The sequence below is a fragment of the Paenibacillus solani genome, assembly GCF_001277345.1.
GTDB classification, from domain to species: domain Bacteria; phylum Bacillota; class Bacilli; order Paenibacillales; family Paenibacillaceae; genus Paenibacillus_AQ; species Paenibacillus_AQ solani.
In genome coordinates this window covers 1,471,209-1,497,332 of sequence record NZ_LIUT01000001.1, presented here as the reverse complement: position 1 = coordinate 1,497,332, position 26,124 = coordinate 1,471,209, and the positions used below count along the sequence as shown (strand labels likewise).

The window sequence follows — 26,124 nt, the reverse complement described above, 5'->3', positions numbered from 1 at the left end:
CCTCCGCAAAGCTGCCCCCGCTGCATATGCTAAGATTATAATCATTCCTACAGGAGGGTTAACTTACAGCTCATCCTCCAGACCTTCGTAATCAAGGTCTTCGTAATCATCGACATCGTCTCCAAGGGCGTATTCGAATTCCTTGTCTTCATAATCACCGTGATGGTCGGTACATACTTTGACGACCACTTTGGTCTCGGCAACCAGCTCCACCGCATACTCTCTTTCTACCCGCAGAATGACACTTTTGCCATTTGAGGATACGCTGGCCTCCACGCAGCTCGGCTCCTGTGTCGCTTCAGCCGACACTTCCACCGTAGATGCACGATGCTTCGGATCCAGATAGGAAAGAGGCACACGTTCTACATAGGATACCGTTTCTTTCGCCACATCGGTCTGCGAATTTTTGTCATAGGAATACCAGATGTTAACATCGTAAGTACCAATAACTTCAATTCCGTCTCCGGCGGCAACCGCCTCGTATTGATGGTTTATAATCCAGGCCCCCAAGATACTGGTCGGATTATTAGGCGGAGTCACGGTATGTGTTACGGTAGAGAATTTACGACCCTTGCCGCAGATCGCCTTCGTGATGATTTCTCTACATTGGTGTTTATGACTCAATGACATCTTCGAACCTCCTCCATACAATCATTCCATACATGTGTATGCAAGACATGGGCGAATGTTGAATGAAGTGGTCCAAATAAATTCATATGTTGCTAAAAAATATGAGTTTTATTTCTGGCGATCCCTCAGGGATACGGCCGAATCCGCGCTATTCCGGGCTTTTTTCGCTGTGGGCGCCTTGTATTTCTTCGAAATATTCAGGTAGTATTCCAGCTCTCGGCATAACTGCAATATCGCAGCCCGAACCTCGAATTCCTCACGTGTGGTCGGGAGCTCCATCTCCTTAAAGCGATCCTCCAGCTCAATCAGAAGACCCTCGGACTTCCCCGTATATTCCTCTGCCACCACATCGTGGCTTAGCTGCTCGAATATTTCGGCCGTCAATACGCCAGTTGGGAGCCGTTCATACACCTGGGATATTTGATGGATCATGCTCTGAATATTCTCCATCTGTTCCTTTCGCATATAAAAATAGATATTCCAGGCGCCATCCGGATGAATCATCTGGTTCTCCGAAGCACGCTTGGCTTCTTCTATTCCCTTCTCGATCTCCCGGTTGGCCTCGATCAGTTCTTTGCCATCCCATATATGTTCCGGGTCTCTAAGCGTATGTGAGAAGTGACTGAAAATGACAGAGAACAGCCCGTCCACCTTCCGACGAATGTCCATCATCGCCCCTTCGCTGTTGGGCATATAAACTAAATTCACGAGCATAGCCGAACCTAGGCCGATGATCAGCAATTCGAATTGCGTAATTAGAACCCCCACGCTGAGTGCCTCGCCCTGAAATACGCGGAATACTACGACCGAGCTCGTCACAATGCCTTCTTTGAAGTTAGCTCTCGAGATCAGCGGGAACGCAAGCAAGATATACAATGCCAATACCCAATAATGAAAGCCGAGAAAATAAAACAGAATGCATGCCAGCAGCAGACCCAGTAAAGAAGCAAAGAGTCTTGAGGATATCGAGCGCACACTTCGCTTCCGCGTGACATCAACGCCCAGGATAGCAAGAAGACCGGCGGACGTTGCCCCCGGTATGTTCAATGCATCTGTAATTAGTATGGCAAGCAGACTTGCCGCAGCCGTTTTGATGACACGAAATCCCATGTGATGAAGAGCCTCCAGGCGAGTTGATGAACGATATTTGAACGATGATTCATTGCATAAATAAGGTAACTTCATCCTAGCTTATTTTCACGCCATAAACAACTGCACTTGATTGTACTGGCAGGTCCCTCTACCGGTGGGTTAACAACTTCCTCTCTATATACACCACGATCTGATACATAGCGGTAGCCACAACGGCGATAATGAGCAGACTCGATAACACAAGTGTAAAGTTGAACACCTGAAATCCATACATGATCAGATACCCGAGCCCTGACTTCGCGACGAGGAATTCGCCAACGATGACACCAACCCATGCCATGCCCACATTGACTTTGAGCGTAGAGACAATCGCCGGATAGGATGCCGGCAGTACGACCCTTTGAAACACCTGCCGCTTGCTCCCGCCAAAGGTCCGGACGACCTTGATCAGATTGGAATCCACTTCATTAAAGCTGTTGTAGACGACAAGTGTGGTAACGATGACTGTAATGGATAATGTAGTAACGACAATAGCGGTAAAGCCAGCTCCAAACATCACGATAAATATCGGACCCAGCGCCACTTTTGGCATGCTGTTAAATACGACCATGTACGGGTCAAGCACCTTGTTGAGAAACGGTGACCACCAGATGAGTACGGCCAGAAGCGTACCTACCAGCGTACCGAGCAAAAAGCCGACAACCGTCTCGCCAACTGTGACCCCCAAATGTCCCCATAACTCACCGCTCACCGCCTGCTTCCCGATGTTTTCGAAGATTTTGGACGGGTAGCTGAATAGCAGCACGTCGATCCATTTGAACCTGCCTGCCGCTTCCCACCAGATAAAGAACAGCAGCAGCAGGCTTAGCTGAACGGTCAGTACCCGGCTTCGGCGCCGCCTTTTTAGTTTCATATGCCGGATATAAAGATCCTGAAGCCAGCCCTTTGACGGCGCCGCGGAAGGCTCTTCTCGTGATGTCATTGACTCCCCTCCTTCCCGATCGCTTGCATTTCCTCCCATATCTCATGAAATAGTTCATTGAAACCCGGCTCCTTGCGCGCATAAAAAGGCTGGGCTGCCCGAATGTTCCCGGGGATATCGAACAAGCGATGTACCCGTCCGGGATTGCGGTTAAGCAGAATGACCCGATCGCTCATCGCAATCGCCTCAGATAAATCATGTGTGACCAGAATGGCGGTTTTTCCACGTTCCTTTAAAGTTTCAACGATCAGATCCTCCAGCTGCAGCTTCGTCTGATAATCCAATGCAGAGAATGGTTCATCCAGCAGCAGAAGACCCGGGTCCGTGGCCAAGGTCCTTACAAGCGCAACCCGCTGCCTCATTCCGCCCGACAGCTGCGAGGGGTAAAGGCTCTCGCTTTCTCCTAGCCCCATTTCCTTGAGCAGGTTCTCTACCACGCTGCGACTTTCTGGACTCAATCTCTCCGTCAGTTCCAAACCTATCAAGGCATTATCCATTATGGTCCGCCATGGAAACAGATAATCCTGCTGCAGCATGTAGCCCACCTCGGAAGACGGCCCGTTTACCGATTTACCGTTCAGAGAGACTGTTCCTTTGGAGGGTGCCAGCAGGCCGGCTATGATGGACAAGATGGTCGTCTTTCCGCAGCCGCTAGGGCCTACCAGGCTGATGAACTCTCCCGGGTCCACCTTCAATTGTATTCCTTCCACAGCTAGAGAGGCTTCCCGATCAGTAACGTACACATGGGCAATATCATTCAATTCAACTACCGGTACCATGGTGCTCTCTCCTTTCATTCGATGGATCGGGAGCACGCGATTATTTTGCCTGCTTCGCTTTCTCGGCAAAGCTGTTGTTAACGATCGTGCCTGGCGTCACCCGTTCCTTCAATTCTCCGGCTTGATCCATCACGTCCAGCAAATTGTTCCACTCCGCTTCATCCACGATCGGATCGGTTGCATAGCTGCCTTGCTCCTTGTAACGTTTGACAGAAGACACAACGATCTCCCGGTCGCTGTCTTTAAAATACGGCATGATCGCATCGGCGATATCCTCCGGGCTGCTTGACTCCACCCATTGTTGTGCCTTGTAGAGCGCATTCGTAAACTTCTGCACGGTTGCATCATGTTTATCGATATAACTCTGTTTCGTCATGAAGACGGTGTACGGCAGATGCCCGCTTTCCACACCAAAGGATGCAACAACCTTGCCCCGTCCTTCTTTTTCAAAAATCGAAGCTTGAGGCTCAAACAACTGCACGAACTCACCCGTGCCGGAAGCATAAGCGGAAGCGATATTGGCAAAATCGATGTTCTGTATCAATTCCAAATCCGCCTGTGGGTCGATCCCATTTTTCTTCAATGTGAACTCGCCTGCCATCTGCGGCATACCGCCCTTGCGCTGTCCGAGAAACACTTTACCCTTCAGCTGATTCCAGTCGAAAGCACTCGCCCCGTCCCTGGCCATCAGGAACGTGCCGTCCGTCTGCGTCACCTGCCCGAAGTTAATAACCGGATCCTCCGAGCCCTGCTGGTACACATAAATGGATGTCTCCGATCCAACAAGTGCCACATCGATAGCTCCCGACAGCAGAGCGGTCATCGTTTTATCTCCGCCAGGCGTCGTCTGCAGCTCAACATTCAGACCCTCTTCCTTGAAAAAACCCTTCTCTAGTGCGACGTACTGCGGCGCATAAAAGATCGAACGTGTCACTTCGCCAATCCGGACCTTTGTAGAAGAGCCGCCACCACTGCACCCGGTAAGTACTGCCCCGTATACGAGGAGCATCGACAAAGCCAGCCCCCACCATTTTTGACGTTTCATCCGTATCCCTCCATTCCATTAAACCCATGTTCCATTTCAGCATATGCACACGCCTGCCCTAAGGTTAAACGCCTGACAGAGTATGCTGGCGGATGTTCAGTGGCATTATGGATGCAGGGAATGAAATAATATAAACCTCGATTCAAGACAAATTCGTAGAGTGGATAGCTGAAATTTTATTGGAGGGCCATCCAACTGGTGGCCCGTACCCCCACAGAACCCGGCGTGCGGATTTCCCGCACCGGGCTCTTCAGAAATTGCTTCACAGTATAGCTTAAGCCTTCAATCGTTTGTAGGGAATGAAGATTTTCGGTTGCTTAAGTGGAAATAACATTCGAATGCGGGGGTATTCTTCCCACGTCACATATCTCTTTTGACTTCGCCTACTCAGCACATTACGCCAATACGTTACAGCCGCGGCATAGACTTTATTCAATCACCTCATATTTCCAAGCCCTCCGCACGCATCCTCTCGGACTACTCACTGCCATGTCGACTATGCATTTCCGCCACCTCGTGGTATTCTGGACACTTTCACTCCTTAGTCGTCGCGCTGTCAAGCGCACAAAAAACTGCCCCATATCGGGGCAGCCTCTCGTGTATCTCGGATTAGCACTCGAAGTACAGACAGTAATCATGCGGATGAATGCGGAACGCAACGGCTATGGTTTCGCCGCGTTTTAGTTCAATGAAGTTATGGCGTTAGAGCAGCCACTGGTATACGGATGCCGCCGATGTATTTCAACACCATTTCGCTGCTCGGTTGGCATGAACACCTTTTTCATCTCTTAGGGATTAGGCAAACATCGCCTTCGCATTGGCCGATCGGAATGATCTTCCTGCTGCTTGCGATCCAGTCGTATATGCATGTACCAATCCCAAGGATGCGGGACACATACAAAAACGGAACGAGCACCCATAGTATGGGTATTTGCCGGCTCATATGGTAGATGGTGTCAATACCCTCAAACAGCAACATCTCCGGACGCTTTGCCGTGTCCGCAGTCTTTCCGCTATTCTTTTTCTTGCTGTATTTTATGGCAACCATTCGTTTCAGCGCTTGTTCCTGATTCACTTGAAATTGCTCAAGGATTTCTCCCTCCCTGGCCGGCATAAAATTTATGCGCTTGAACCAATCCCACTTCCGGTAGAAACGCATCGTGCGAGCACACAGCGGACACCAGTTGTCATAAAAAACAAAAAGCTGATTGCCCTGTACCTGATCGGCTGTATTCGGTTCATATGGCATCGCAATCCTCTCCATCCATATTAGGATACTTCATTGTTGACGGTCTGTTTTTTATCTGTAGACAAGACAAAACGCTTACCCTTGAGTTGACTCCATCTGTAACGGATCATCCCGAAGGCTTTGTGATAAAAGGCATCGGAAAGCAGCGGAAGCTCGAAGGCTATCATCACAAGCGAGAACGAAGGCAGATTCATGAACACCCAAATTCCCAAGTGGAACATGATCGACACGGCAATCACAAAAGGTTTTACGCGCCCGTAAAGGATTAGGAACGGAAACGCGATTTGGAAAAAGATCGTCACGTACGAGCCCGCAACCGAGATCCACGGATGATTGACAATGATCGACGAAAAAAGAGGATTTCGAAACTCATCAACCTGAAGGATATAATACAGCGCAGTGCCATCCTGCCACATACCTCCCTGGATTTTCATCAGCCCAGCCGTGAAATATACGTAACAAAGCTGCAGAATGACAGCCATCCACCCAAAATTATGCAAAATGCCTAGAGCCTTCTTCCACAGCGTCCCCGGCTTACGATCCAGCTTGCCTAACAGATCCGTAAAGATTAGATAAGGAAACATGACCCGGAGCAGGTTGTCTCCACCGTCGCCGATCAAGAGCGAAACGGAAGTCCATGACCAGAAAAACAGAAAATTGACAAGAACAATGATTCTTCCGCCCCATCCGATCGTAAAGCACAATGCCGCCAGAATGGCAACATGATAGAGAATGTTAAAAACCAGGGGACTGTCAACATGAAAAAGACTGAATAAATTGGAGTCGGGAAAAATGCCTTCGGGTCCAAACAAAAAAAAACGCTGGCCATAGTTGACGGAATAAATGTACAGCATGATGATCCCGACGAGGATTCTGACCAGCTTCATGCCGACCTGATGACGCGGGATGGACATGAAGTCAATGGCTTTATCAATCCATGATATGATCTTCATGTCGCAGGTTCCTCCGATGTCAGTTTAAAAGGAAGTGGAGCTACTTGTTCAAACTTCAACCATTCGGTTTCGAATCCTGAAATCTCAGGTTTCCATTGCTGATTCATTCGTTCAGAGTAAGGCTTTACTGAAGCAAACAGGACTCTAAACTTAACATCCTGTAGTTTGTTACTTTTCGTTAATTGCGTACATGCTACAGACCCGAGGCGTTTTAGCATTTTGGTGCCCATTTGCTTGGTTGTCTTGGAACTTGCGTCATCTCTCTTGCAAACGGTGTTATCGGGATCGGAACCGCATATTTTTTGCCGGAATAGCTCCGAGGTTGGATCCGAAAAGCCTTGGTAATAGCGAATTGCGGTCAAATGCATACGCGACAGCCTCACAAACGGTCCCAGAGGCTCGTTATGCAGCGAATCCAGCATACCTGCGTTAATGTTATACCACTGGGATTCCTTGCTCGCGTCATCCTTGCATTTAACCAATAAGGCTGTGTTATTATGTAAAGGTTCCGGGGCAAAAAGCGACCAGTTTTGCGCCCATAAATCTTGCGTGTACTGATGAATAACCGGATTCATGGCTGCCTTGACCGGATTGGCAGGAGAAAGATACAGAAAGATCAGAAAAAAATGACTGATGAAAATATAAGCGGAAACGGCTAACATGGAGCAAAGCACAACCCGAGACATAGCTTTACGTTTCATGTTACCTTTACGAAACGCTCTTCTTGAAAAATCCCCAGCGTTTCTCCTCCTCCCTCGCAAAAATTGGCGTTAAACAGCCATCAGCATCCCGGGGTTTGTCCAAAACCAAATCAGGGATGCTGATGACGTTCTTAAGAGATTATGGATTTTTAATGATCAAATACTATATCAGGTATGGATTCGATGGACGGTTCCATCGCTGAGCCAAACAAGGATGAAGCGGCGTAGCCAACAAAGCCGGCTACCGCGCCCACTGCAGCGCCTGACGCGGCGCCTGCGCCTGCTCCGGCAAGCGTGCCGGGCAGAGACCAAGACAATCCGCCAGCGCCTGCTGCAGCTCCAGTTACAGCGCCCGCCCCCGCTCCGCCAGCAGCAGCCGCCCCTGCAGCTGTCCACCACATTGGCTGAACTTCGCCCGCTTTAGCAGGTTCAACCATAGATGGAGAGACTGCCACTGCAAGCGCTTGCTGGTTCGTCGAGACAAAGATCAGCGAAGCAACAAATGCAGTGCCGACCAAAGTCTTCGTGATACGATTCCATTTCAACAAAACATCACCTCCTTTCATACATGAATCAGAAAGGGCGGTCTTGATGATGGATATCGGACCGTTTGACGCCCTGTATAAATTATACATAAAAATCATTTAATTACAACTTTTTTATTTTTTTCAAAAATTTAGTATATAACCCATGAAACCCAGAAATCCTACAAAGCCCAAATACGAAGCTCTGTGCAGCCATACATGGCTATGATTCCAAAAGATGAAAAATACAAAAAAAGAAAAAAAAGTTTGGAACGGATTCTGATGACCGGAAATATTCACGAGTGTCAGAAGCGATAGTATAGCTAAAAATTTGATCCATGAATTCGACTTATTTTTAGGCATAACTCTTCCCCCTTGAAATGAAATACATTTGTCAGGCACGTCTCAACAAGCGCAAACCCGTCAATATGGAATAGCTATAGATGGCAAGAACGCATAACAGCAGTAGCGCAATCGCAACGGTGTTCATTCCCCCCATAAAATAGGTGGTAATTACTAACAGCGCGGATCCGACAAGACTCGGCATGGAGATCGCCATCATTTTGGGAAATCCGAAGCCGAACAGATGGATAAACGTTTCTATGGCCCCGGTCCAGACCGAAACTATGCCTATGCAAATACCTGCCCCGATGATGAGATAGAGCTGAATCGGGTCTTTCTGATTTATTCTTAAAATGATGCCGCCAGCAACCAAAGAGACAGGGCCCAGAATGGAGTAAACAGCAATGGTTTTCGCCATGATGACCCTTTTGATCGAGGTGGGACTGGTCCGTAATATCTTGACAGCTTGTTCCTCGCAAGCGGACAGCATATTGCTGGGACCTGCAATGTACACCGCAAAGATAAACATCATGAGGCTTACATAAAAGTACAGCTCATTGGGATGGACCATGCGGAACAGCACCCAGACAATGCCGAAGGAGAGCGCATAATTAAACAGCGTGAACAAGGCAATCTTGCGTATAAGCCGCAACAATAATCGATATTCTTTCATCAGCAATGCGGAAAAGCCCATCATCTTCATTTCTGCAGCTCCACCACCGTTATTTTTCAGCGATGCTTTCCTTCTGGTCAACAAACCACTCGCAGTCCATACCGCCATCAGCAAAACAACGCCTGAACCCAGGAAAAAGCCCAGGCTCGGCAGCAATGATTGCAGTTCATTCATCCAAGATTGGAAAATTTGCTCGATCTCATGAGGATAGAAGACAATCTCTGCTGTAGCGCCAATGGAGAGAAAGAAAGACATAATTTTCAGGAAAAAACGTGCCACATCCGCCCCCCATTGATACACGATCAGGGACATCAGAATCCACGATAGGCTAATTGTCCAGAGGGCAACAATCCATAAAAGGGCATATGAAACTACTATTTGCGGATGACCGCCGAAAATCATATTAAGCAGCGTAGGAGACAGCAATAGCAAGAACAAAGCGCTGTGATACAGCCAATGGGCACTGATCTTCAAAAGAAGGTGCAGATATTTGGAGTAAGGTGCCATCGAAATGATAAAGACATTCGAGTGATTTTGAATGAAGGATATGGATTTAAAGGATGACCATAAAAATAACGTGGTGATGAATCCCAAAGACAATACGCCGCGGGCATCCGGAACATACGATGATGTCAGCAGACGGTACGTGGCTACGGCCAGGAGGACGACGATATACAAAGCATATATCCAATTCCTCCACCGGCTCCATCCGGGGCTACCCAAGTCGCTTCTCCACAGCTGCCTCCACTCCAGCAGGAACGGCAACAAGAAGTGCTTAATTCTGGACTGAGACATCTTCCAGTTGAAACCTCCTTTTGGCGTTCTCGTACTGCTCTTTGAGATTTATGCATGACGGAAATTCGGCTATAATCCGGCCTTTATTCAGGACAATCGCCCGGTCGACAACCTGCTCAAGTAGATCCAAATCATGGCTCACGATCATCGATCCATGCACTAAAGCCCGATCCTGAAGATATTGAATCGTCGTATCCACGGCATCGGTATCCAGCGCAGTGAACGGCTCATCCAGAAGCAGCAGAGGAGAGCCGCGGAAGAGGACCGATATCAGGCCTAGCTTTTGCCTCATTCCTTTGGAATAGTTCTTAATCCACAGGCTGGAGACATCCGTCATCTGATATCGCTTCATCAATTCCTTTATTTTCGCTTCTACAGATTCGATTGGAATTCTCCAAAGAGCAGCCGTATATTCCAAATATTCATTGGCATTCAATAAATCGTAAAGAGGAGGTTCATCTGGAAGATAGGCTACTCTTGATTTGGCAAATTCGTTGTTTTTTTTCTGTACCAGTTGGTCCTCGATCCGCAGTTCGCCGGAGTCCTTGGGAATAATTCCGGCTATGATTTTCAGCAGGGTACTTTTCCCCGCACCGTTGGGTCCGATGAGCCCTACCCTTTCACCCGGCTTTACCGCCGTATTCAATTCGGATATGACGGAATAATCTCCAAAAGCTTTCGTAATCTTATCAAGCTCCAGTAGCTTTAATGTATTCGTTGCAATCATCTCCACCCCGCTTGTGTGAATTACATGGATTCATATCATTTTTTACACATTATGTATTTTTAAGAATTTTATTTAATTTAAAACTATATTTTACCAAAATTATATATATAATCTTTTTTTCTGTCAATAAGCTATTCATATTCACTGGCTATTTCTGTTTTGCGTTCATCCAGTGGGATGTGAATGTAAATGCCCCTACTTGTGAAGCTAAAAAAAGAATAAAGTAGGGGGAAACACTCACTAACTGGTTCCATATCGAACCGCACGTGCCCTACTAAGCATACGAATCACCAACGTGTTTCAACTTAAAATCAAAATGACTCTAAACGTTATGCACATTGCATTTTACGTACGCGGTCCGGGCGTGTAATACGCTTGTCCCCGTTCTTTTGCTTTCTGCTCACTTCGGGCTTGTTTTGTTCTCTGCCTGTTCTTCATGTAGTCGATGTAATCGTCAAGCGTGTACCCGTACTGCACCTTGTAACATAACCAAAACGCGGGGACCCGACCGATTCGGGCAAAGAATTCGTTGTTCCATTTTGTTTTCATCGAAGGGCTATGGATCATGGCGACTCGCAGTCGTCGTCTGACATACCCATCCATATCAAAGAGCTGGGTTTTGCATACATTAAAGAAACAACGACTCTCTTGCCCATATCGTTGTTTTCCTCTATGGCTTAGTACAGATTCAGGAAATAGTTTATCTTCCCACGAATAATCGGATTGACACGTTCAAGACATGCTTTCTTATTCAACCTTAGTGTTTTCCGTGTTTTAGCTTTAACCTTCCTTCACCTTGAAGTCTTCCCACATCGCCTCTTTGGGTTTCGCAATGAGGTACGGCTTTCCATCTTTCTTGCGCTCTCGCCAATGTTAAAGCGTGAAACTTAAAAAGTCGAAGTCTTCCTTTTTGAAGTTAACTGTTTTCGTTTTCTCCATCGGGACTTCCGGTCCCAGTTCTTTCAGTGTTTCCGGGTAACTTCAGCTGCTTCCGGATTTATTCTTCTATTTTCGCAAATAAGAAAAGGTGAATAACCCGAGGGAAATTGCACCCTCTGGCCCTCTCAGAACCAGACGTGAACCTCTCGGATCATCCGGTTGTTATTATCCAGCCGCAGGCAATATTCCTAATCGCCAATGTGCAAACAGTTCCGGAACTTTCTTCGCAAGCCGTCCCAACCACTGAATGGCCCGCGTCTTATGTCTCTCCAGCTTCTTGTACTTCCGCCGAGCCCACACGACAAGCGAATTCATGTGATATGGCGTAGTAAGATATAGTTGCGACTTATAGAAATGACCGTAATAGTTAATCCATCCTCTTATCGTTTGGCATAAAGTTGATGAAGAATTCCCTCTCCGATTATTCAAGCGTCTTGGCTGAGAGGTGTACCCCAGAAAGACAAACTTGATTTCGAGATGCTCTCCTTTGCGGTCATACCTGGAGAGGGACTTACACCCACTGGAAAACATCCTTCAAGCTCTCAGTTCGTGTTTACACGAAGTAACGTAAACCGCTGCTTTTCATGGATTGTTGAATTGCTCGCTAAAACTGCGACAGTCCTACTACAAAAAAACGCAGCCACTTGTGCTGCGTTTGTCGTTTATAGTGGTAATTACAGTTTGTAAATCTCTTTATATTTCTCTTCCAGATAATCCGCCAAATAGTCAGGATTCAGTTCCTCCCCGGTGACACGTTCGATGATCTCAGATGGCTTCTCACTTTTACCGTATTTATACACCTGTTCCGTCAACCATTCCTTTATCGGAGCCAGGTTCCCCTCTTCAATGAGCTGATCAAGGTTAGGCAGCTGTTTACGCATAGTATGAAGCATCTGGGCCGCATACATGTTACCAAGGGAATACGAAGCGAAGTATCCGAAATCGCCGCCGGACCAGTGAACGTCCTGCAGAACGCCCATCCCGTCGTTCGGCGGCATAATGCCAAGGTATTCTTGATACTTGGCATTCCATGTTTCCGGCAGATCCTTTACAGCCAATCCTTCGTTAAAGAGCATCTTCTCAATCTCATAACGAATGATGATATGCAGGTTGTAAGTCAACTCATCCGCTTCAATGCGAATCAGGGAATTTTCCACCTTATTTGCTGCCTGGTAGAACGCCTCAGCGTCCACATCCTTCAATTGGTCAAGGAAATGCCGCTGCAGATCCGTGAAATAACGGCTCCAGAACGGACGGCTGCGCCCAATCATGTTCTCCCATAGACGGGATTGAGACTCATGGATCCCCATTGAAGTACCGCCAGAGAGCGGTGTGCCGGCAAGTTCTTTATCGATGTTCTGCTCATACAGGGCATGGCCCCCCTCATGCAGGGAACTGAATACCGCGCTCAGCACATCATCCTGGAGGTACATGGTTGTAATCCGAACATCTCCCGGATTCAGGCCCGTTGCAAATGGATGAACACTCTCATCCAGTCGCCCAGCCTCAAAATCGTAGCCCATTTGCTCCAACAGGAACAGACTGAATTTCTCCTGCTGTTCTTTCGGGAACAGTTGATCAAGGAATCCCGTTTCCGGCTTGAAGGACGACTCCTGGATTGCATGAACAAGCGGTACCAGGCGCGCTTTCAGGCGTTCGAAGATGGCATCCACCTTTTTCACGGTTAAATCCGGCTCAAACATGTCAAGGAGGGTGTCGTACCGGGTATCCTTCACGCCCCAATAATCAATAAATTCTTGTTTAAATGCTACAATTTTCGTTAAGTAAGGCTCGAAACTTTCAAAATCGCTATTCTTCTTTGCCTCTTCCCACTTGGTCTCCGATTGGGCGGCGAGAATGGAATATTCTTGGAAGCGTTCGGGCGGAATAGACTTGCTCTGATCATATGTCTTACGCATCTCTGCGATCATGCGGCGCTGGCGCTCAGTCAGCTGCTCGGTATTTCCCGGCTCGGCGAAAAAGGACAATAGCCCTCCCATCTCTTCCGAAATTTGCAGTTTAAAAGCTTCAGTGGACAGAACCCCGATCGTTTCGGAACGGATTTCCACGCCCTTCCGAGGTGCTCCTGTGCGCAAATCCCAATGCAGCAGGCCAATCGCTTCATAGTAGCTCATAATTTTGCGAACCAATCGATCAAATTGTTCCCATTCCTGTAAATGTTGAACTGCCATATTGGTACACCTTCTTTTTAATATATTATGGGATTTTCTTTACTCTATTGATGATACTTTTTACAAGGTATATAATCAACTTCCAGAAAGAATAAATAACAAACTACATATAAAGGAGTGTCAGGATGCCGTGAAGATTCAACTCACACCACAAGCAGAGCTGAAGCTGAAAAACAAACTCGGTGACAGGCCAGGGTCAATCAGGCTGATCTATGACACGGAGGGATGCGGATGTGCCGTTAACGGAGTCCCAGGCCTGCGTATTGTAGATGAGCCGACGACCGAGGATCTCGCCGTCGAGACGGGCAGCTCTGTACCGTTTGTCGTAAACCGCCGGCAGGCCGTTTTTTTCGAGGACACCATGAGGCTGGATGCCGATCCAGAAGCCTACTCTTTCAGCCTTGACAGTAGTGGACAGAGTTATGGAAATCATATCCAAATTAGTGATGACCGAGCTTAAGCAAGGCCAAACAACCGATACAAAGGAGAGTATATCAATGGAAAAACACCTGAATAATATTTTGGAGCACAACCGTACTTTTGTAGAGAACAAAGAATATGAATCATATCTGACTAGTGCCTTCCCAGAGAAGAAACTTGTTATTATTACTTGTATGGACACACGCTTGGTGGAACTGCTCCCTAAAGCGATGAATTTCAAGAATGGCGATGTCAAAATCATTAAAAACGCAGGTGCTATTATTTCCCAGCCATTCGGTAGTGTTATGCGCAGTGTCATGGTTGCACTGTACGAACTCCAGGCTGAAGAAGTTATCGTTGTAGGTCACTACGAATGCGGCATGGCTTCCCTGAATGCCGAGGTAATGATTCAGCATATGAGAGACCGCGGCATCTCGGATGAAGTTCTGTCCACACTGGAAAACTCCGGCATCCGCTTGTCCAAATGGCTCCGCGGATTCGATAACATTACAGAAGGCGTCAAAAACACAGTTGATCTGATCAAAAACCATCCTCTTCTTCCGCCAAATGTACCCGTTCACGGCATGGTCATCGACCCTACCACCGGGGCGCTTGATCTGGTCGTAGAAGGATACGAGAACGAATAAAACAGCTGAAGTCAAATCGAAGCACAAACGCTCCTGCGTTTGTGCTTTTTTAGTCACAATTTTACCAAATGCAGAGAGATTCCCCTCTCTCCCGGTTGTCAAACCATACAGTTTCAGTGTACACTTTTTAACAACGGACCCGTGGGCGGATTTACTCCCCTGCAGTCCACGATATGCGTTTCAAAGGGAGCTATGTCCATGAATACGTTGTCATACGGCTTGTTAGGATTACTAGCAAGAAAAGAATCATCGGGATATGATTTGATGCTTCGAATTCAGCCATTTTGGCAGGCCAAACATAGTCAAATCTATCCTCTGCTGTCCAGAATGGAAGAGAAACATCTGTTGTCCTCGCACTGGGTCCAGCAAAGCGACAAACCGGATAAGAAAATTTATGCGATTACGGAAAAAGGCATGCAGAAGCTGCGTGAATGGATGTACCAGCCGATCGCGCCCGCAGTTACGAAGGATGAGCTTTCTCTGCGCACCTTTTGCCTGTGGCTGACAGAGACCGGCATTGCCATTGATATTTTCGAGGATCGCAGAATTGGTTATTTGGAGAAACAGCGCTATTATGAACAGATTTTAGAGGGGATCCCGGAGGATACCCGCCAGATTGGAAGCAAGGCTTTCAGCAATTATATACTCGCTACCAAGGGGTTATTGATGGCTGAAACCGAGCTGAAATGGTGCGATTGGGTACTGGAATTGCTGAGACAGCAGCAAAGCATAACAAACTCTGACCATGGACGAACAAAGTTTGAAACCTTATCGTGACCCGTCCGTATTACTTTTTTATACTCTAAATTTACTGGGAGGTTCGACAGAACACAATGAAAAAAGTACTGACTATTCTCGTGGCGATTACACTCTTCTTTGTAGCGCTGACACCTGATTCCGTAGATGCCAGAAGAGGCGGAGGAGGTTTTAAATCCGGGACCAAGACATACAACAGCACACCGAAAAAGAATACCAACAATGTTCAACAATCGAACAATCGCTCCAATACGACAGGAGCAGCAGGCAATACAGCAAAGCGGGGATTCTTTAGCGGCGGCAGCTTGATGAAAGGTCTCATGATCGGCGGACTCGCTGGCTTGCTCTTCGGCAGCATGTTTGCAGGCATGGGCTTCATGGGCGAAATCATGGGCTTGGTCATTAACCTGATCGCCATCTGGGCATTGATTATGATCGTTATGGCCATTGTACGTGCCGTTAGAAACCGTCGTCAACAAAACGAGCGTCGTGACGATCATCAAAATCGGTACTAATCTATGATTTTAAGCATGGATGAAATCATCAATGCGGTCTGTCTTCATCAGGCGGAGCGCAGGGGCGTTAAACCGACCGATGTATCGCTTGAACTCAGCTGGGACGAAGAAACCGGATATACTGCTGAAGTATGGGTCAATGGAAGAACACAATACTTGATCGAGGCAAACCTTATTGAGGCGATACTCCGCTACCTGCACTCCGAGTACGATATCCGTGCCTACAGCGAGCAGGTAAGACTTGAGCTGGAAGACGAAATTATTGCTGTTGTTCAGCAATAAGCATATATACAAGAAGCAGCCCTTTCGCCAACACGCGAAAGGGCTGCTTTTTTGTATTTGCTCTCGCTAAATCGCATTTGATGGTAACAGAACGTGTATTACAGCTTAAAGCTATTGCTTAATCCTCCTCCATTCCTTCAGGCTGTTCGGAATATGGCCAGCTGCAAATACGATGCTGATTATCAACAAGAAGACGGAATGCAAAACCACCGAGGCTGCCAAGGAATAAATCACCGGACTGATCGCCAGCGGCACCGGGATGCCCAGAAACGATTGAAATAACAGGCGATACTCCCTTCTGCCCCAATAATATCTACACCAGCATCCATAATAGAGCAAGAGCGACAACATCATGATGATCATTGACATGATCTCATACCCTTGCTCTACATGCATCACATAGAATATAGGAACAATCATGACTCCTATTCGCCCGATCCCTTCAGCCGCAGTGAAGATAATACTGCTGCTGGGCTGACTGGACATATTTCGGGGTGGATATATGAAAAATAGTAAATTAGGCAGCAGGATCATTAATGGTATGAACAGACTCACCGGATGTAACAAAGCATGTTCCCCCCTTTTATCATCTCAATAACTGGATGTCACTCATGTAACGTCATCCCCCTGCGACAGAGATATCTGCGCATACACATGTGTATACTGCTTCGACGTTTGGCATTCACTAATGCATCTTTTTCAGAACATGTTCATCTCATGGTATAATCTAGTAATATGGCGTCTTTATCTACCATATACGAAATAGATTCGAGAGGAGCACGATTCATGCAGCAACATAAACGCTGGAGCAGAATTAAGCGCTGGGTAGGTGCAGGTGCGCTGAGTTTGACCATTCTGTTGGGCCAAATCCCGCAACTTTATGCCGATACTCCAGGAGCCGTACCCGATATCAGCCCTTGGTCTGTGGCCACACTGAACGAAGGCGAGAAATACGGTATTTATCCGATGGATTGGTACTATGACGGGACCTTCAGACAATCCATTACAGAAGCCAAGTTCGAGTCCCTGTTGGATACGACGGAGAACAAACTGGACCAGCTTGGTCTTAAGAAGAAGTCCGGTACCCCCTCCCTGCCCGTAGGAGAAGTCATTAACAGGGAAACACTCATTACTGCCTTATTTCAACTAATCTCCCATTACGAGCTACCTGAAGCTTTTGGAAACACGGGGGTTGAAGCGGTTGAATACATGCAGCAAAAAGGCATCGTAAAAGGAACGAAAACGGGCCTTCAGCTGGATCAGCCTGCTACAGTGGAACAAGCAGCTGTAATGGCCAGTAGATTGGTCGAATATACATACGATACGGCCGGTGGTGGAGCAGAAGGCCTGCTGTGGAAAGTAACTCATAACAACAACACCCTGTATTTGCTCGGTTCGGTTCATTTAGGCATTACCGATATGTACCCGATGCATAAAAGCATACGTGATGCATTTGCAGCCTCAGACGATCTGTGGGTCGAGGTGGATATCGTAAACGGAGATATGACGTATTTCCAGAACCAAATGGTATACAGTGACGGCACCAAGCTGCAAGATCATATTCCGGCAGCCACTTACGAAAAGCTCCAACGTCTGCTGAAAAAGATGGAAATACCAGCGAATACGTTCGACAGCTACAAACCATTTGGCATATCGAACACCCTAACTACACTTGGGTATATTGAAGATCCGACGGACAGCGGTTTGGCCATGGCGACCGGAATCGACCAACACTTCCTGCTCAGCGCCATGCTGACAGGCAAACCGATCCATGAGCTTGAGAGCATCAAACTCCAAGCAGATCTGTTCGCTGACGTGCCAGTTGACACTCAAGTGCAGGAACTGGAGGAAATTCTGGATGTACTCCTGTCAGAAACCGGAAGTAAGAACATCGCCAATAACCTGAAACAAATGCAGCAATATTGGATTAAAGGCGATGCAGAGGGCCTGAAGAAAACACTTGCCGCTGAAGGTGCGTTTACGGAAGGTGACACAAACCAGCGTCTGATTGGAGAAAGAGACAAGAATATGGCGATCAAACTGGCCGAGTTGCTGGAGAAAGACGGAACCCACACTTCCTTCGTCGTTGTAGGTGCAGCGCATTATGTTGTGGAGGGCATGGTAGTCGATCTATTAAAGGAAAAAGGCTACGATGTCCTGTTAGTAGAAAAATAATAGGCATGTCTATCATCGCCTTGTTCCTTCATCATCTGGGAACAAGGCGATTACTATATAATAAGCGAGCATCCCTGCAGCGGCTATACCAGGTATCATTGACCTTCGCTCTGAGATTGCCGATAATAGTAGGATACGTTCACTATCTTAAGGGATTGGAGCCAAGCAATGAAATATCATAATCTGGAAGAATGTATCGTGGATCTGGAGAAAAACGGTCATTTAATACGAGTCCATGAAGAGGTTGATCCTCATCTCGAAATGGCAGCTATACATATGAAAGTCTATGAAGCGGGCGGTCCGGCTCTGTTATTCGAGAAGGTTAAGGGTTCAAAATTCCGGGCAGTATCCAACCTGTTCGGCACAATCGAACGCAGCAAATTCATATTTCGGGATACCTTTGAGTCCACTCAGGACGTCATCGCTATCCGCAATAATCCGATGAAGGCGTTAAAACAACCATTCAAGCATCTTGGAGCGGGACTTGCAGCCAAATCGGCACTCCCCATCAAAAAAACAGGCCTCCCGCCCGGCTTTCAGGAAATCCAGATTACCGATCTGCCGCTGATTAAACACTGGAAGGACGACGGTGGGGCTTTCGTTACCCTGCCTCAAGTATACTCGGAAGATCCAGAAAAACCCGGTATCATGAACTCCAACCTGGGCATGTATCGGGTACAGCTTACAGGCAATGAATACGATATAAACCGAGAAGTCGGCATTCATTATCAAATACACCGGGGTATTGGGATCCATCAGGCGAAGGCAACTAAACTGGGACAGCCGCTGAAGGTAAGTTGTTTTATCGGAGGGCCTCCTGCACATACGATTTCAGCGGTTATGCCGCTTCCGGAAGGCATGAGCGAGCTTACTTTTGCCGGTTTGCTCTCCGGACGTCATTTCCGTTACAGCTATGTTGACGGTTATTGCATTAGCCATGATGCAGATTTCGTCATTACAGGCGAGATTTACCCCGGGGAAACCAAGCCCGAAGGGCCTTTTGGCGATCATCTCGGTTATTACAGCCTTGTTCACCCATTTCCTGTTATGCGTGTGCATAAGGTCTATGCCAAGCAGAATGCGATCTATCCATTTACGGTCGTGGGAAGGCCTCCGCAGGAAGACACTTCCTTCGGCGAATTGATTCACGAACTGACCGGCGGGGCGATCCGGCAGGAAATTCCGGGCGTGAAAGAAGTTCATGCGGTTGATGCAGCGGGTGTACACCCCTTGCTCTTGGCGATTGGCAGCGAACGGTACACCCCCTACCAACAAGTGAAACAGCCGGCAGAGCTTCTCACGATTTCCAATCGGATATTGGGTACAGGCCAGCTGAGTTTAGCCAAATACCTGTTTATTGCGGCTGAAGAGAAGCAGCCTCTAAGCACACATCGCATCGAAGAGTTTATGACCTATATCCTGGAGCGTATTGATCTGCGCAGGGACATCCACTTCCAGACGAACACAACAATTGATACCCTCGATTATTCTGGTACCGGTCTCAATACCGGCAGCAAGGTAGTATTCGCAGCGGTTGGTGATAAACAAAGAGAATTATGCCAAGAGGTTCCCGCACTCCTGAATGATCTGCCTGGCCATTCGCCAGCACGATGGATCATGCCCGGCATTGTCGCCATCCAGGGGGCTCCTTTCACGAGTTATTCCGAAGTGGAGCAGGAAATGTCAAGGCTTAGCGATGCGATTCGTGAGCGGGGTTCGCTCCCTTCCTGTCCGATGATCATCCTGTGCGATGACAGTGAGTTCATGAGTGAGAATGTGAATAATTTTCTCTGGGCGACCTTTACGCGCAGCAACCCTTCCCATGATATCCACGGCGTGAACAGCCGCTATCAGCACAAACACTGGGGCTGTGATACGGTCATTATCGATGCACGAACGAAACCGCACCAAGCTCCGCCGTTAATTCCGGACACCGAGGTAGAGAGTAATATCAAGCGCTTGTTTGCGGACGGGGGCAGCTTAAATCGAATCCAAATCAGTAAAAAACCCATGGCAGCTGGGGTGTAATATTCAATAGAGAATCCAGTAGCAATTGTGTAATGAAAAAGGGCTGGTCCTTAGTCGTATTGACTATGGATCAGCCCCTTTTGTTCATATTTTGATTGTTCCAACTGTCTTATTCATCTGGCGATTCCTTGGCATCCAGAAATGGTTTGTTCACGAAATAATACATAAAACCCATGAGCAGCACACCGCCAATCAAATTTCCTATCGTTACTGGTATCAGATTATGCAGTACGCCTTCAAAAGAAATCGTGCCTGGATGATTCAAGACCAGTGCAATGGCGAATGTGCACATATTTGCAATGCTATGCTCGTATCCGGAGATGAAAAAGCAGAAGACAAACAGCATCATCGCAAACATTTTGGCTCCATCGCCCTTTAAGGACATCGGAATGAAGAAGGCTAGGCATACAAGCCAGTTACAGAGAATCGCTCTAAAAAATAGCTGTAAGGTTGGTGTGGTCATCTTGTGTTCAACGACATCAAGCAGAAATCCGTTTACGGAAGAATCCATAAATAGTCCCGTTAAGAAAATTAACAATGCAAACGCGCATGCCCCTAAGATATTCCCGATGTAGCTGAAAATCCAAAGCTTGACGACCTCCAGCCACCTTAATTTCTTGCGAAGAGCAGCATACGTGTAGTAAAACGTATTTCCGGTAAATAAGTCCCCTCCCCCATACGCGATCAGAATGATCGCCGCGCCAAACGTGATGGCAGCCATCGGGTAGGTTAGCGGAGAATGCTCCAGATAAAAGAAGTTGCCTGTCTTGAAAGCAACAATAACACCGAAGCCGATAAACATGCTGGCGAGCATGGAACGGGCGATGTAACGCAGCTGGCTTTGTTTGAATATTTTGTGTTTTTTGAGAGCAAGCTGCTCCACTTTGAGTAAGGATTCGGTTTCCATAGTTCCTCCTGAAGAAATCGGTCCTATATAGATTACACGATTTTTCCAATAATTCATATCATCTTATGAACCCTTACCCCATTTTTCTGATGAAGTAAATGTACATGAGCGGATTCTTCATATTCAGAACGCATGGGACTTCTAGTTTTAGCAGAACACAAGGACTCTTATCCAAATATCAAATCTGCAATGTCATTTTCATAGAATCGTAACCCTTTGCCCTTCAGCTTCATTTATCATGGAATAATGGAAAGATAAGCTTGCGCAACTGTTTAATATGTTGCGCATGTGGTAATTGATGCTATGAAGGAGAGGATGCAACATGAACCTAATACAACCAGTCAAATATGCAATCGTCACCTTATCAGCGGCAAGCATCGTCAGCCTTAGTTCTGTCGGTGTAAATCATGCTGTTTCTCCATTACAGCAGGCTGAAGCCACTACGGCGGCAAGTGCCGACAATTATGCTTCCGAGCACGCACTCAAGACGCTCAACAGCTTCTATAAACCCGCATTAAAAGGACAATTCCCTGGTGCCGTCAGCGGTTTAACGATCGGCAAGAGCTCAAAGCAGGACGTATATAAAGCCATTGGCGAGCCTCCGATGCCCGGCAAGGATGCTGATGCCTTCGACGTATACGGAGCCAATATGGGGAATCCGGGCTACGCTTTCTCGTATAAGTTGAATAAAATACGCGAAATGCGTTATTTTGGCACCAATGTGGAAAGACAGACGAACATCGGCGGCATTACGATGAAAATGCTGAAGCAGAACTGGTTCGCTCCGGATGCTACCACCACATTCAACAATGGAAAAACCAAGCAAACGAAGCTCACGTACAATCGTGGAAATTACAAATTAGAGTTCATCTTTAACAGCAGCACGGACCTGGATCATATTAATCTACTTAAAAAATAACGCTTGGATTTCGCCATTTCTCCCGAGTGACAATTTATAAGAAAAATGCACCACGCCCGGTTTCCATGAGAAACCGGGCTTTTAAACTTACAATAACGTTTGAAACAACAAATCCTCCATCCACTCTTGGCTTTGTTCCAAACTCTTAAATCCATTAGCCAGCATATTCACTTGTTCCTTTAATATATGAAACTCGTCGGTCCCTTCCCGATACCTGCTAAAAAAATGCAAAAAAACATCAACCAACCGCAATCGCATAAGCACTGGAATCGCAATAATCTCTTCTTTGCTCAATCGCACAGTGCTCGCAAATCCTTCGCAGAACTGCCGTATGGCTTCCCTCTCATCCCGAATCCCCAAAAATCCCGATATGACCACCGCCGGCTCCATTGCCCTAACGTCTCGCGTGCAAAATTCAAAATCAAGGAGAGCGGTGACCGTATTCATGTTCTCCGAATCCACAAGCAGGTTCGAAAAGTTCAGGTCGCCGTGAACGAGCTGCTGTGGCAAACTTTTGATAGAATCCAGCCTGCTGCATATATCGATGTATGCTTCTTGCAGTGTAAGGAGAGCAGCACGTTGCTCTTGAAATTCAATGGGCGGTTGCTTGCAGAAATCCAAGATGAACGCCTTACTGCATGAAGGATAGGACTGAAGCAGCTCGAAATAAGGCGGATACACTGGTTCCTCTTCGACCGAACATTTCGCAAGGGCATGAACCAATTCTCCCGTCTTCTCTCCAAAGGAGTATGCTGCTTGAATGTCGTCTTCTTCTGGACGCGCTCCCTCTATATATGCGAATAGGCAAGCGTAACGATCGCTTCCATCCTGAATCTGAACCGCCTTCTCGCCAAGCGTGGCCGGAATAGGTGTGGGAATCTTAAAGCTCAAAGACATTGACTGCAGTGAATCCAAAACCGCAAACTCGAATTCGATCCTCGATTTGTCACGATGTGTATTGTAAATGCGCATGACCGAGCGACGCTGAGAGTTATAAATAAAGCGGGTCGTATTATTCCAGCCTGAAGGACCTTCCACGGTATCTCCAGTCCAGTCTGGCCAATAAGCTTGCAGCAGCTGCTGAATCATGTCTGTACCTCTCTGACCTTCTCATTTCTAATGCTAGTCCGAAGATATCATCATTGCTTTATCCCTCACGACACGGAAACCACAATTTCCCGTTGAGCTGTCGGGTGTATTCCCGCTGCGCGCTGCGACTCGATATCGGTTGCAGTAGGATCTGTGGCACAAGTAGGAGCCGCCGCGCATCGACCTTCCACCGCTGGGCTTGTCATAAAAAGGATTGTTCGCTGAGGTCTGTTGATGATAAGAAGGGCTGAACCAATCGCTGCACCATTCCCATACATTGCCCGACATATTATACAGTCCGTAACCATTCGGTTTATAGGCATCCACTGGCGCGGTACCGACATATCCGTCGCTTGCGTTGTTTTTAACCGGAAACTTGCCCTGCCAAATATTGCACTGATGCTCCCCGTCCTGCTTCAACAGATCGCCCCAAGGGTAGGTCTTGCCCTCCAAACCTCCGCGCGCCGCATATTCCCATTCCGCTTCCGTGGGAAGCCGCATACCTGCCCATTGGCAGTATGCTGCAGCATCATTCCACGATATATGTACGACTGGATGATCCATCCGGGTCTCGATATTTGAATCCGCTCCCTCCGGGGCAGCCCAGTATGCGCCTTCCACCACCAGCCACCAAGGCACTTCTTGTGGGACCTGCTTTACATTAGCTTTAGTCTCCTCTGAAGCCAACAGATCAAACACAAATGACCAGCCGAAGCGTTCCGCCTCCGTAACATATCCGGTTGATTCCACAAATCGCCCAAACTGTCCATTCGTAACAGCATACGGTGAAATTTCAAATCCGGAAATGTTCACACTGCGAGCAGGCCCCTCCCCGTCACGTGCAAAGCCCTCTTGCGAATTCGTGCCCATCGTAAACGTACCTCCAGGGATAGCGATCATATTCAGATGGAGATCCGTTGGCGGTTGTTGCGGCTGCTTATGATCTGAGCCTTTTCTTTCATTGTCATGGGGTTCCCTCTGTTCGGCTTCTCCCAATTTCACGCTTGCCCTCGCGCCAGCGCAACAAGAATGTTGTTCTCCCATACTCGGTTCCTCCTATGCTTGATACAGAGAACAGGACAACCGCTATGTAGCGGTTATCCTGCTTTAATTGTTGTTCTCATTTTCTATTATACGAAATGATGATCCACTATACGAACTCCCGAGGATGGCGACGCATTAATTCCGGAACTGCTTCACCCCGGCCCGTCTTCTTTAAACGCTCGATATATTGTGGCAGATTACCTTTAGCATGGTAAGGCCCGCCTTCCTTCATGACCGTCCATAATGGATCCACATCAAACGGCATCGTTGACATCATCTGATCATGCCACTCATTCAGCAGGTAGACGGCCTCCCTGCAAAGATCTGGTCTTTGAGACGCCTGATTATGCTGTTCGTGACTATCCTCGGTGATATGAAACAGCATTTCTTTATCGAACAAGTGATAGCCGTCATGATACGTCCGAATGTAGAGCCAATCTCCAAATCGTACACTTCGCTGACAGACATGGGCACATTGGGATACCACCAAATAATCCCGTCCGCTGCCTTTACCGCTTTGCAAGGTTTCCGAATAACTGATTCCATCCCAGCTTGAAACCGGAGCAACATTCATATATTCCGCCATAGTAGGCAGCAGATCCAAATGATAATGCAGCTCGCGATCCGCTGCTCCCTTCTTTATGCCGGGCCCACGGATAATCATCGGAATGCGACAAGTGCCTTGATCCGCTGTTGCGTGTTCTCCATAGATCCCGAGCTCCCCCATATTCTCGCCATGATCAGCCGTAATAATGATCACCAGATCATCCATCACACCCTTGCTCCTAAGCAAGTCGAAGATAGCCCCTATATGCTCATCCATATGCCGGATGCCGCAATCATAGCCGTCCACCATCGTCCGCAAATCCTCCATCGATCGAATCTCACCGGGATGCCGCGGATAATCGGGGGATGTATTACTATTATACATGTTAATCTCATTCGCTCCATGCGGGCCAACCTTCTTCTGATGCTCCTGCAGTACCTCTTCCGTAATCCAATCCGGGAGAGGATCAGATTCGAATGGATTTCCTAGCGTTTGAGGTGCCCGATAAGGTGTATGCGGATCCCAGAAGTTCACGTACAGCATCCAGTTGTCTTCCTCTGCGTTACGCTCCAGCCAATCCAGAACGACAGGTGAGACTTCTTCTGCTGATTCCATGCCGCCCTTGCCTGTATTGTACATTTCATTAAAACCTGCGTAGAAGGTCCATGCCGAATGACGTTCTCCGAACGGACTGATGAGCGCAGTCTTCATCCCCGCCCGGCGGAAAATCGCTGGAAAACTCTCCGAAGCCAGCTTGTCGTGGAAGTCACGGGTTATGCCCTCATGCCGCACATCGGCAGCCGTGCCGCCATGGCCTACGACGCCGTTATGAATACCGAACTTGCCGGTCATTAACGCGGTTCTTGAAGGAAAACAAGGAGCATCAGAGGTATAGTAATTGTCAAATCGTACGCCTTCAGCAGCGATTTGGTCAATATTGGGTGAAGTATTTCGATGATAGCCGTAGCAGCCTAGATGATCCGGTCTGGTTGAATCCAAATCCAGCAATAACACTCTCATATTCAATCATTTCCTTCCTTTTTTCGGTTTCACTTGCCAAGTCTTGAGGACATGTCGGCGCATGTCAGCGTTTGCATATTACTACATTTGATTGAAATTATAGGCCGCAATCCTTGCAGAGTCGATGTACATTTCGTTATTTTTATGTACGA

At 47.5% G+C, this 26,124-nt stretch carries 27 protein-coding genes; 8 read left to right on the top strand and 19 right to left on the bottom strand.

Annotated elements, in window-relative coordinates:
• Window positions 1-63: 63 nt before the first annotated feature.
• The 14 genes from AM231_RS06845 to AM231_RS06785 all read right to left on the bottom strand — a co-directional run bounded on the left by AM231_RS06845 (window position 64) and on the right by AM231_RS06785 (window position 13,623).
• Window positions 64-630: an outer spore coat protein CotE gene (locus AM231_RS06845; protein WP_053493841.1), complete on the bottom strand. Its 567-nt coding sequence runs from the start codon at window positions 628-630 to the stop codon at window positions 64-66.
• A 108-nt stretch (window positions 631-738) separates the two neighbouring features.
• On the bottom strand, window positions 739-1,740 hold the full coding sequence (locus AM231_RS06840) for an aromatic acid exporter family protein (RefSeq protein ID WP_054401860.1): 1,002 nt from the start codon (window positions 1,738-1,740) through the stop codon (window positions 739-741).
• 130 nt (window positions 1,741-1,870) lie between these two features.
• Window positions 1,871-2,704: an ABC transporter permease gene (locus AM231_RS06835; protein ID WP_054401857.1), complete on the bottom strand. Its 834-nt coding sequence runs from the start codon at window positions 2,702-2,704 to the stop codon at window positions 1,871-1,873.
• Window positions 2,701-3,483 carry an ABC transporter ATP-binding protein gene (locus AM231_RS06830; RefSeq protein ID WP_054401854.1) on the bottom strand — a complete coding sequence of 261 codons (783 nt, stop codon included), beginning with the start codon at window positions 3,481-3,483 and terminating at the stop codon, window positions 2,701-2,703. The genes AM231_RS06835 and AM231_RS06830 overlap by 4 nt, the downstream gene beginning before the upstream one ends.
• A 40-nt stretch (window positions 3,484-3,523) precedes the next feature.
• Window positions 3,524-4,528, bottom strand: coding sequence for an ABC transporter substrate-binding protein (locus AM231_RS06825; protein ID WP_054401852.1), 1,005 nt, complete (start codon window positions 4,526-4,528; stop codon window positions 3,524-3,526).
• 781 nt (window positions 4,529-5,309) lie between these two features.
• Window positions 5,310-5,777 carry a thiol-disulfide oxidoreductase DCC family protein gene (locus AM231_RS06820; RefSeq protein WP_054401849.1) on the bottom strand — a complete coding sequence of 156 codons (468 nt, stop codon included), beginning with the start codon at window positions 5,775-5,777 and terminating at the stop codon, window positions 5,310-5,312.
• 20 nt (window positions 5,778-5,797) lie between these two features.
• Window positions 5,798-6,730, bottom strand: coding sequence for an HTTM domain-containing protein (locus tag AM231_RS06815; RefSeq protein ID WP_054401846.1), 933 nt, complete (start codon window positions 6,728-6,730; stop codon window positions 5,798-5,800).
• A complete protein-coding gene (locus AM231_RS06810) occupies window positions 6,727-7,431 on the bottom strand; it encodes a DUF5819 family protein (protein WP_131724722.1) in 705 nt (234 codons plus the stop codon). The genes AM231_RS06815 and AM231_RS06810 overlap by 4 nt, the downstream gene beginning before the upstream one ends.
• Before the next feature lie 149 nt (window positions 7,432-7,580).
• Window positions 7,581-7,979 carry a hypothetical protein gene (locus tag AM231_RS29430; protein WP_054401841.1) on the bottom strand — a complete coding sequence of 133 codons (399 nt, stop codon included), beginning with the start codon at window positions 7,977-7,979 and terminating at the stop codon, window positions 7,581-7,583.
• 370 nt (window positions 7,980-8,349) lie between these two features.
• Window positions 8,350-9,765, bottom strand: coding sequence for a hypothetical protein (locus AM231_RS06795; protein ID WP_054401836.1), 1,416 nt, complete (start codon window positions 9,763-9,765; stop codon window positions 8,350-8,352).
• Window positions 9,746-10,492: an ABC transporter ATP-binding protein gene (locus AM231_RS06790; protein WP_054401834.1), complete on the bottom strand. Its 747-nt coding sequence runs from the start codon at window positions 10,490-10,492 to the stop codon at window positions 9,746-9,748. Before AM231_RS06790 ends, AM231_RS06795 begins: the two co-directional genes overlap by 20 nt.
• Window positions 10,493-10,837: 345 nt before the next feature.
• Window positions 10,838-11,041, bottom strand: a complete 204-nt coding sequence (locus AM231_RS29425; RefSeq protein WP_131724720.1) for a hypothetical protein — start codon at window positions 11,039-11,041, stop codon at window positions 10,838-10,840.
• Window positions 11,042-11,596: 555 nt separating this feature from the next.
• Window positions 11,597-11,962: a group II intron maturase-specific domain-containing protein gene (locus AM231_RS28010; protein WP_082341552.1), complete on the bottom strand. Its 366-nt coding sequence runs from the start codon at window positions 11,960-11,962 to the stop codon at window positions 11,597-11,599.
• Between the two features lie 143 nt (window positions 11,963-12,105).
• Window positions 12,106-13,623, bottom strand: coding sequence for a carboxypeptidase M32 (locus AM231_RS06785; RefSeq protein ID WP_054401833.1), 1,518 nt, complete (start codon window positions 13,621-13,623; stop codon window positions 12,106-12,108).
• Between the two features lie 130 nt (window positions 13,624-13,753).
• Between AM231_RS06785 and AM231_RS06780 the strand changes: the two genes are divergently transcribed.
• The 5 genes from AM231_RS06780 to AM231_RS06760 all read left to right on the top strand — a co-directional run bounded on the left by AM231_RS06780 (window position 13,754) and on the right by AM231_RS06760 (window position 16,243).
• The gene (locus tag AM231_RS06780) at window positions 13,754-14,083 is read left to right on the top strand and encodes an iron-sulfur cluster biosynthesis family protein (protein WP_053493847.1); all 330 of its coding nucleotides are present in this window, start codon (window positions 13,754-13,756) and stop codon (window positions 14,081-14,083) included.
• Between the two features lie 37 nt (window positions 14,084-14,120).
• Entirely contained in the window at window positions 14,121-14,690 is a 570-nt protein-coding gene (locus AM231_RS06775) for a beta-class carbonic anhydrase (protein ID WP_054401831.1), read from the top strand.
• Between the two features lie 198 nt (window positions 14,691-14,888).
• A complete protein-coding gene (locus AM231_RS06770; RefSeq protein ID WP_053493849.1) occupies window positions 14,889-15,467 on the top strand; it encodes a PadR family transcriptional regulator in 579 nt (192 codons plus the stop codon).
• Between the two features lie 56 nt (window positions 15,468-15,523).
• A complete protein-coding gene (locus AM231_RS06765; protein WP_054401829.1) occupies window positions 15,524-15,961 on the top strand; it encodes a hypothetical protein in 438 nt (145 codons plus the stop codon).
• A gap of 3 nt (window positions 15,962-15,964) precedes the next feature.
• Window positions 15,965-16,243: a YxcD family protein gene (locus AM231_RS06760; protein ID WP_054401827.1), complete on the top strand. Its 279-nt coding sequence runs from the start codon at window positions 15,965-15,967 to the stop codon at window positions 16,241-16,243.
• 111 nt (window positions 16,244-16,354) lie between these two features.
• On the opposite strand, the gene AM231_RS06755 is transcribed toward AM231_RS06760, so the two are convergent.
• Complete coding sequence (locus AM231_RS06755; RefSeq protein ID WP_054401825.1) at window positions 16,355-16,810, bottom strand: hypothetical protein; 456 nt, start codon at window positions 16,808-16,810, stop codon at window positions 16,355-16,357.
• 219 nt (window positions 16,811-17,029) lie between these two features.
• Between AM231_RS06755 and AM231_RS06750 the strand changes: the two genes are divergently transcribed.
• Window positions 17,030-18,418, top strand: a complete 1,389-nt coding sequence (locus AM231_RS06750; protein ID WP_054401824.1) for a TraB/GumN family protein — start codon at window positions 17,030-17,032, stop codon at window positions 18,416-18,418.
• A gap of 168 nt (window positions 18,419-18,586) precedes the next feature.
• Window positions 18,587-20,446, top strand: coding sequence for a UbiD family decarboxylase (locus AM231_RS06745; RefSeq protein WP_054401822.1), 1,860 nt, complete (start codon window positions 18,587-18,589; stop codon window positions 20,444-20,446).
• Window positions 20,447-20,555: 109 nt separating this feature from the next.
• Here AM231_RS06745 and AM231_RS06740 read toward each other — a convergent pair whose 3' ends face one another.
• Window positions 20,556-21,353, bottom strand: a complete 798-nt coding sequence (locus AM231_RS06740) for a formate/nitrite transporter family protein (protein WP_053493855.1) — start codon at window positions 21,351-21,353, stop codon at window positions 20,556-20,558.
• Between the two features lie 322 nt (window positions 21,354-21,675).
• On the opposite strand from AM231_RS06740, the gene AM231_RS06735 reads away from it, so the two are divergent.
• Complete coding sequence (locus AM231_RS06735) at window positions 21,676-22,272, top strand: YjgB family protein (protein WP_054401820.1); 597 nt, start codon at window positions 21,676-21,678, stop codon at window positions 22,270-22,272.
• Window positions 22,273-22,359: 87 nt separating this feature from the next.
• Here AM231_RS06735 and AM231_RS06730 read toward each other — a convergent pair whose 3' ends face one another.
• From AM231_RS06730 to AM231_RS06720, 3 genes are all read right to left on the bottom strand, one after another.
• Complete coding sequence (locus tag AM231_RS06730; RefSeq protein WP_054401818.1) at window positions 22,360-23,361, bottom strand: phosphotransferase; 1,002 nt, start codon at window positions 23,359-23,361, stop codon at window positions 22,360-22,362.
• Between the two features lie 33 nt (window positions 23,362-23,394).
• Window positions 23,395-24,405, bottom strand: a complete 1,011-nt coding sequence (locus AM231_RS06725; RefSeq protein WP_054401816.1) for a formylglycine-generating enzyme family protein — start codon at window positions 24,403-24,405, stop codon at window positions 23,395-23,397.
• A gap of 106 nt (window positions 24,406-24,511) precedes the next feature.
• A complete protein-coding gene (locus AM231_RS06720) occupies window positions 24,512-25,972 on the bottom strand; it encodes a sulfatase family protein (RefSeq protein ID WP_054401814.1) in 1,461 nt (486 codons plus the stop codon).
• Window positions 25,973-26,124 lie beyond the last annotated feature (152 nt).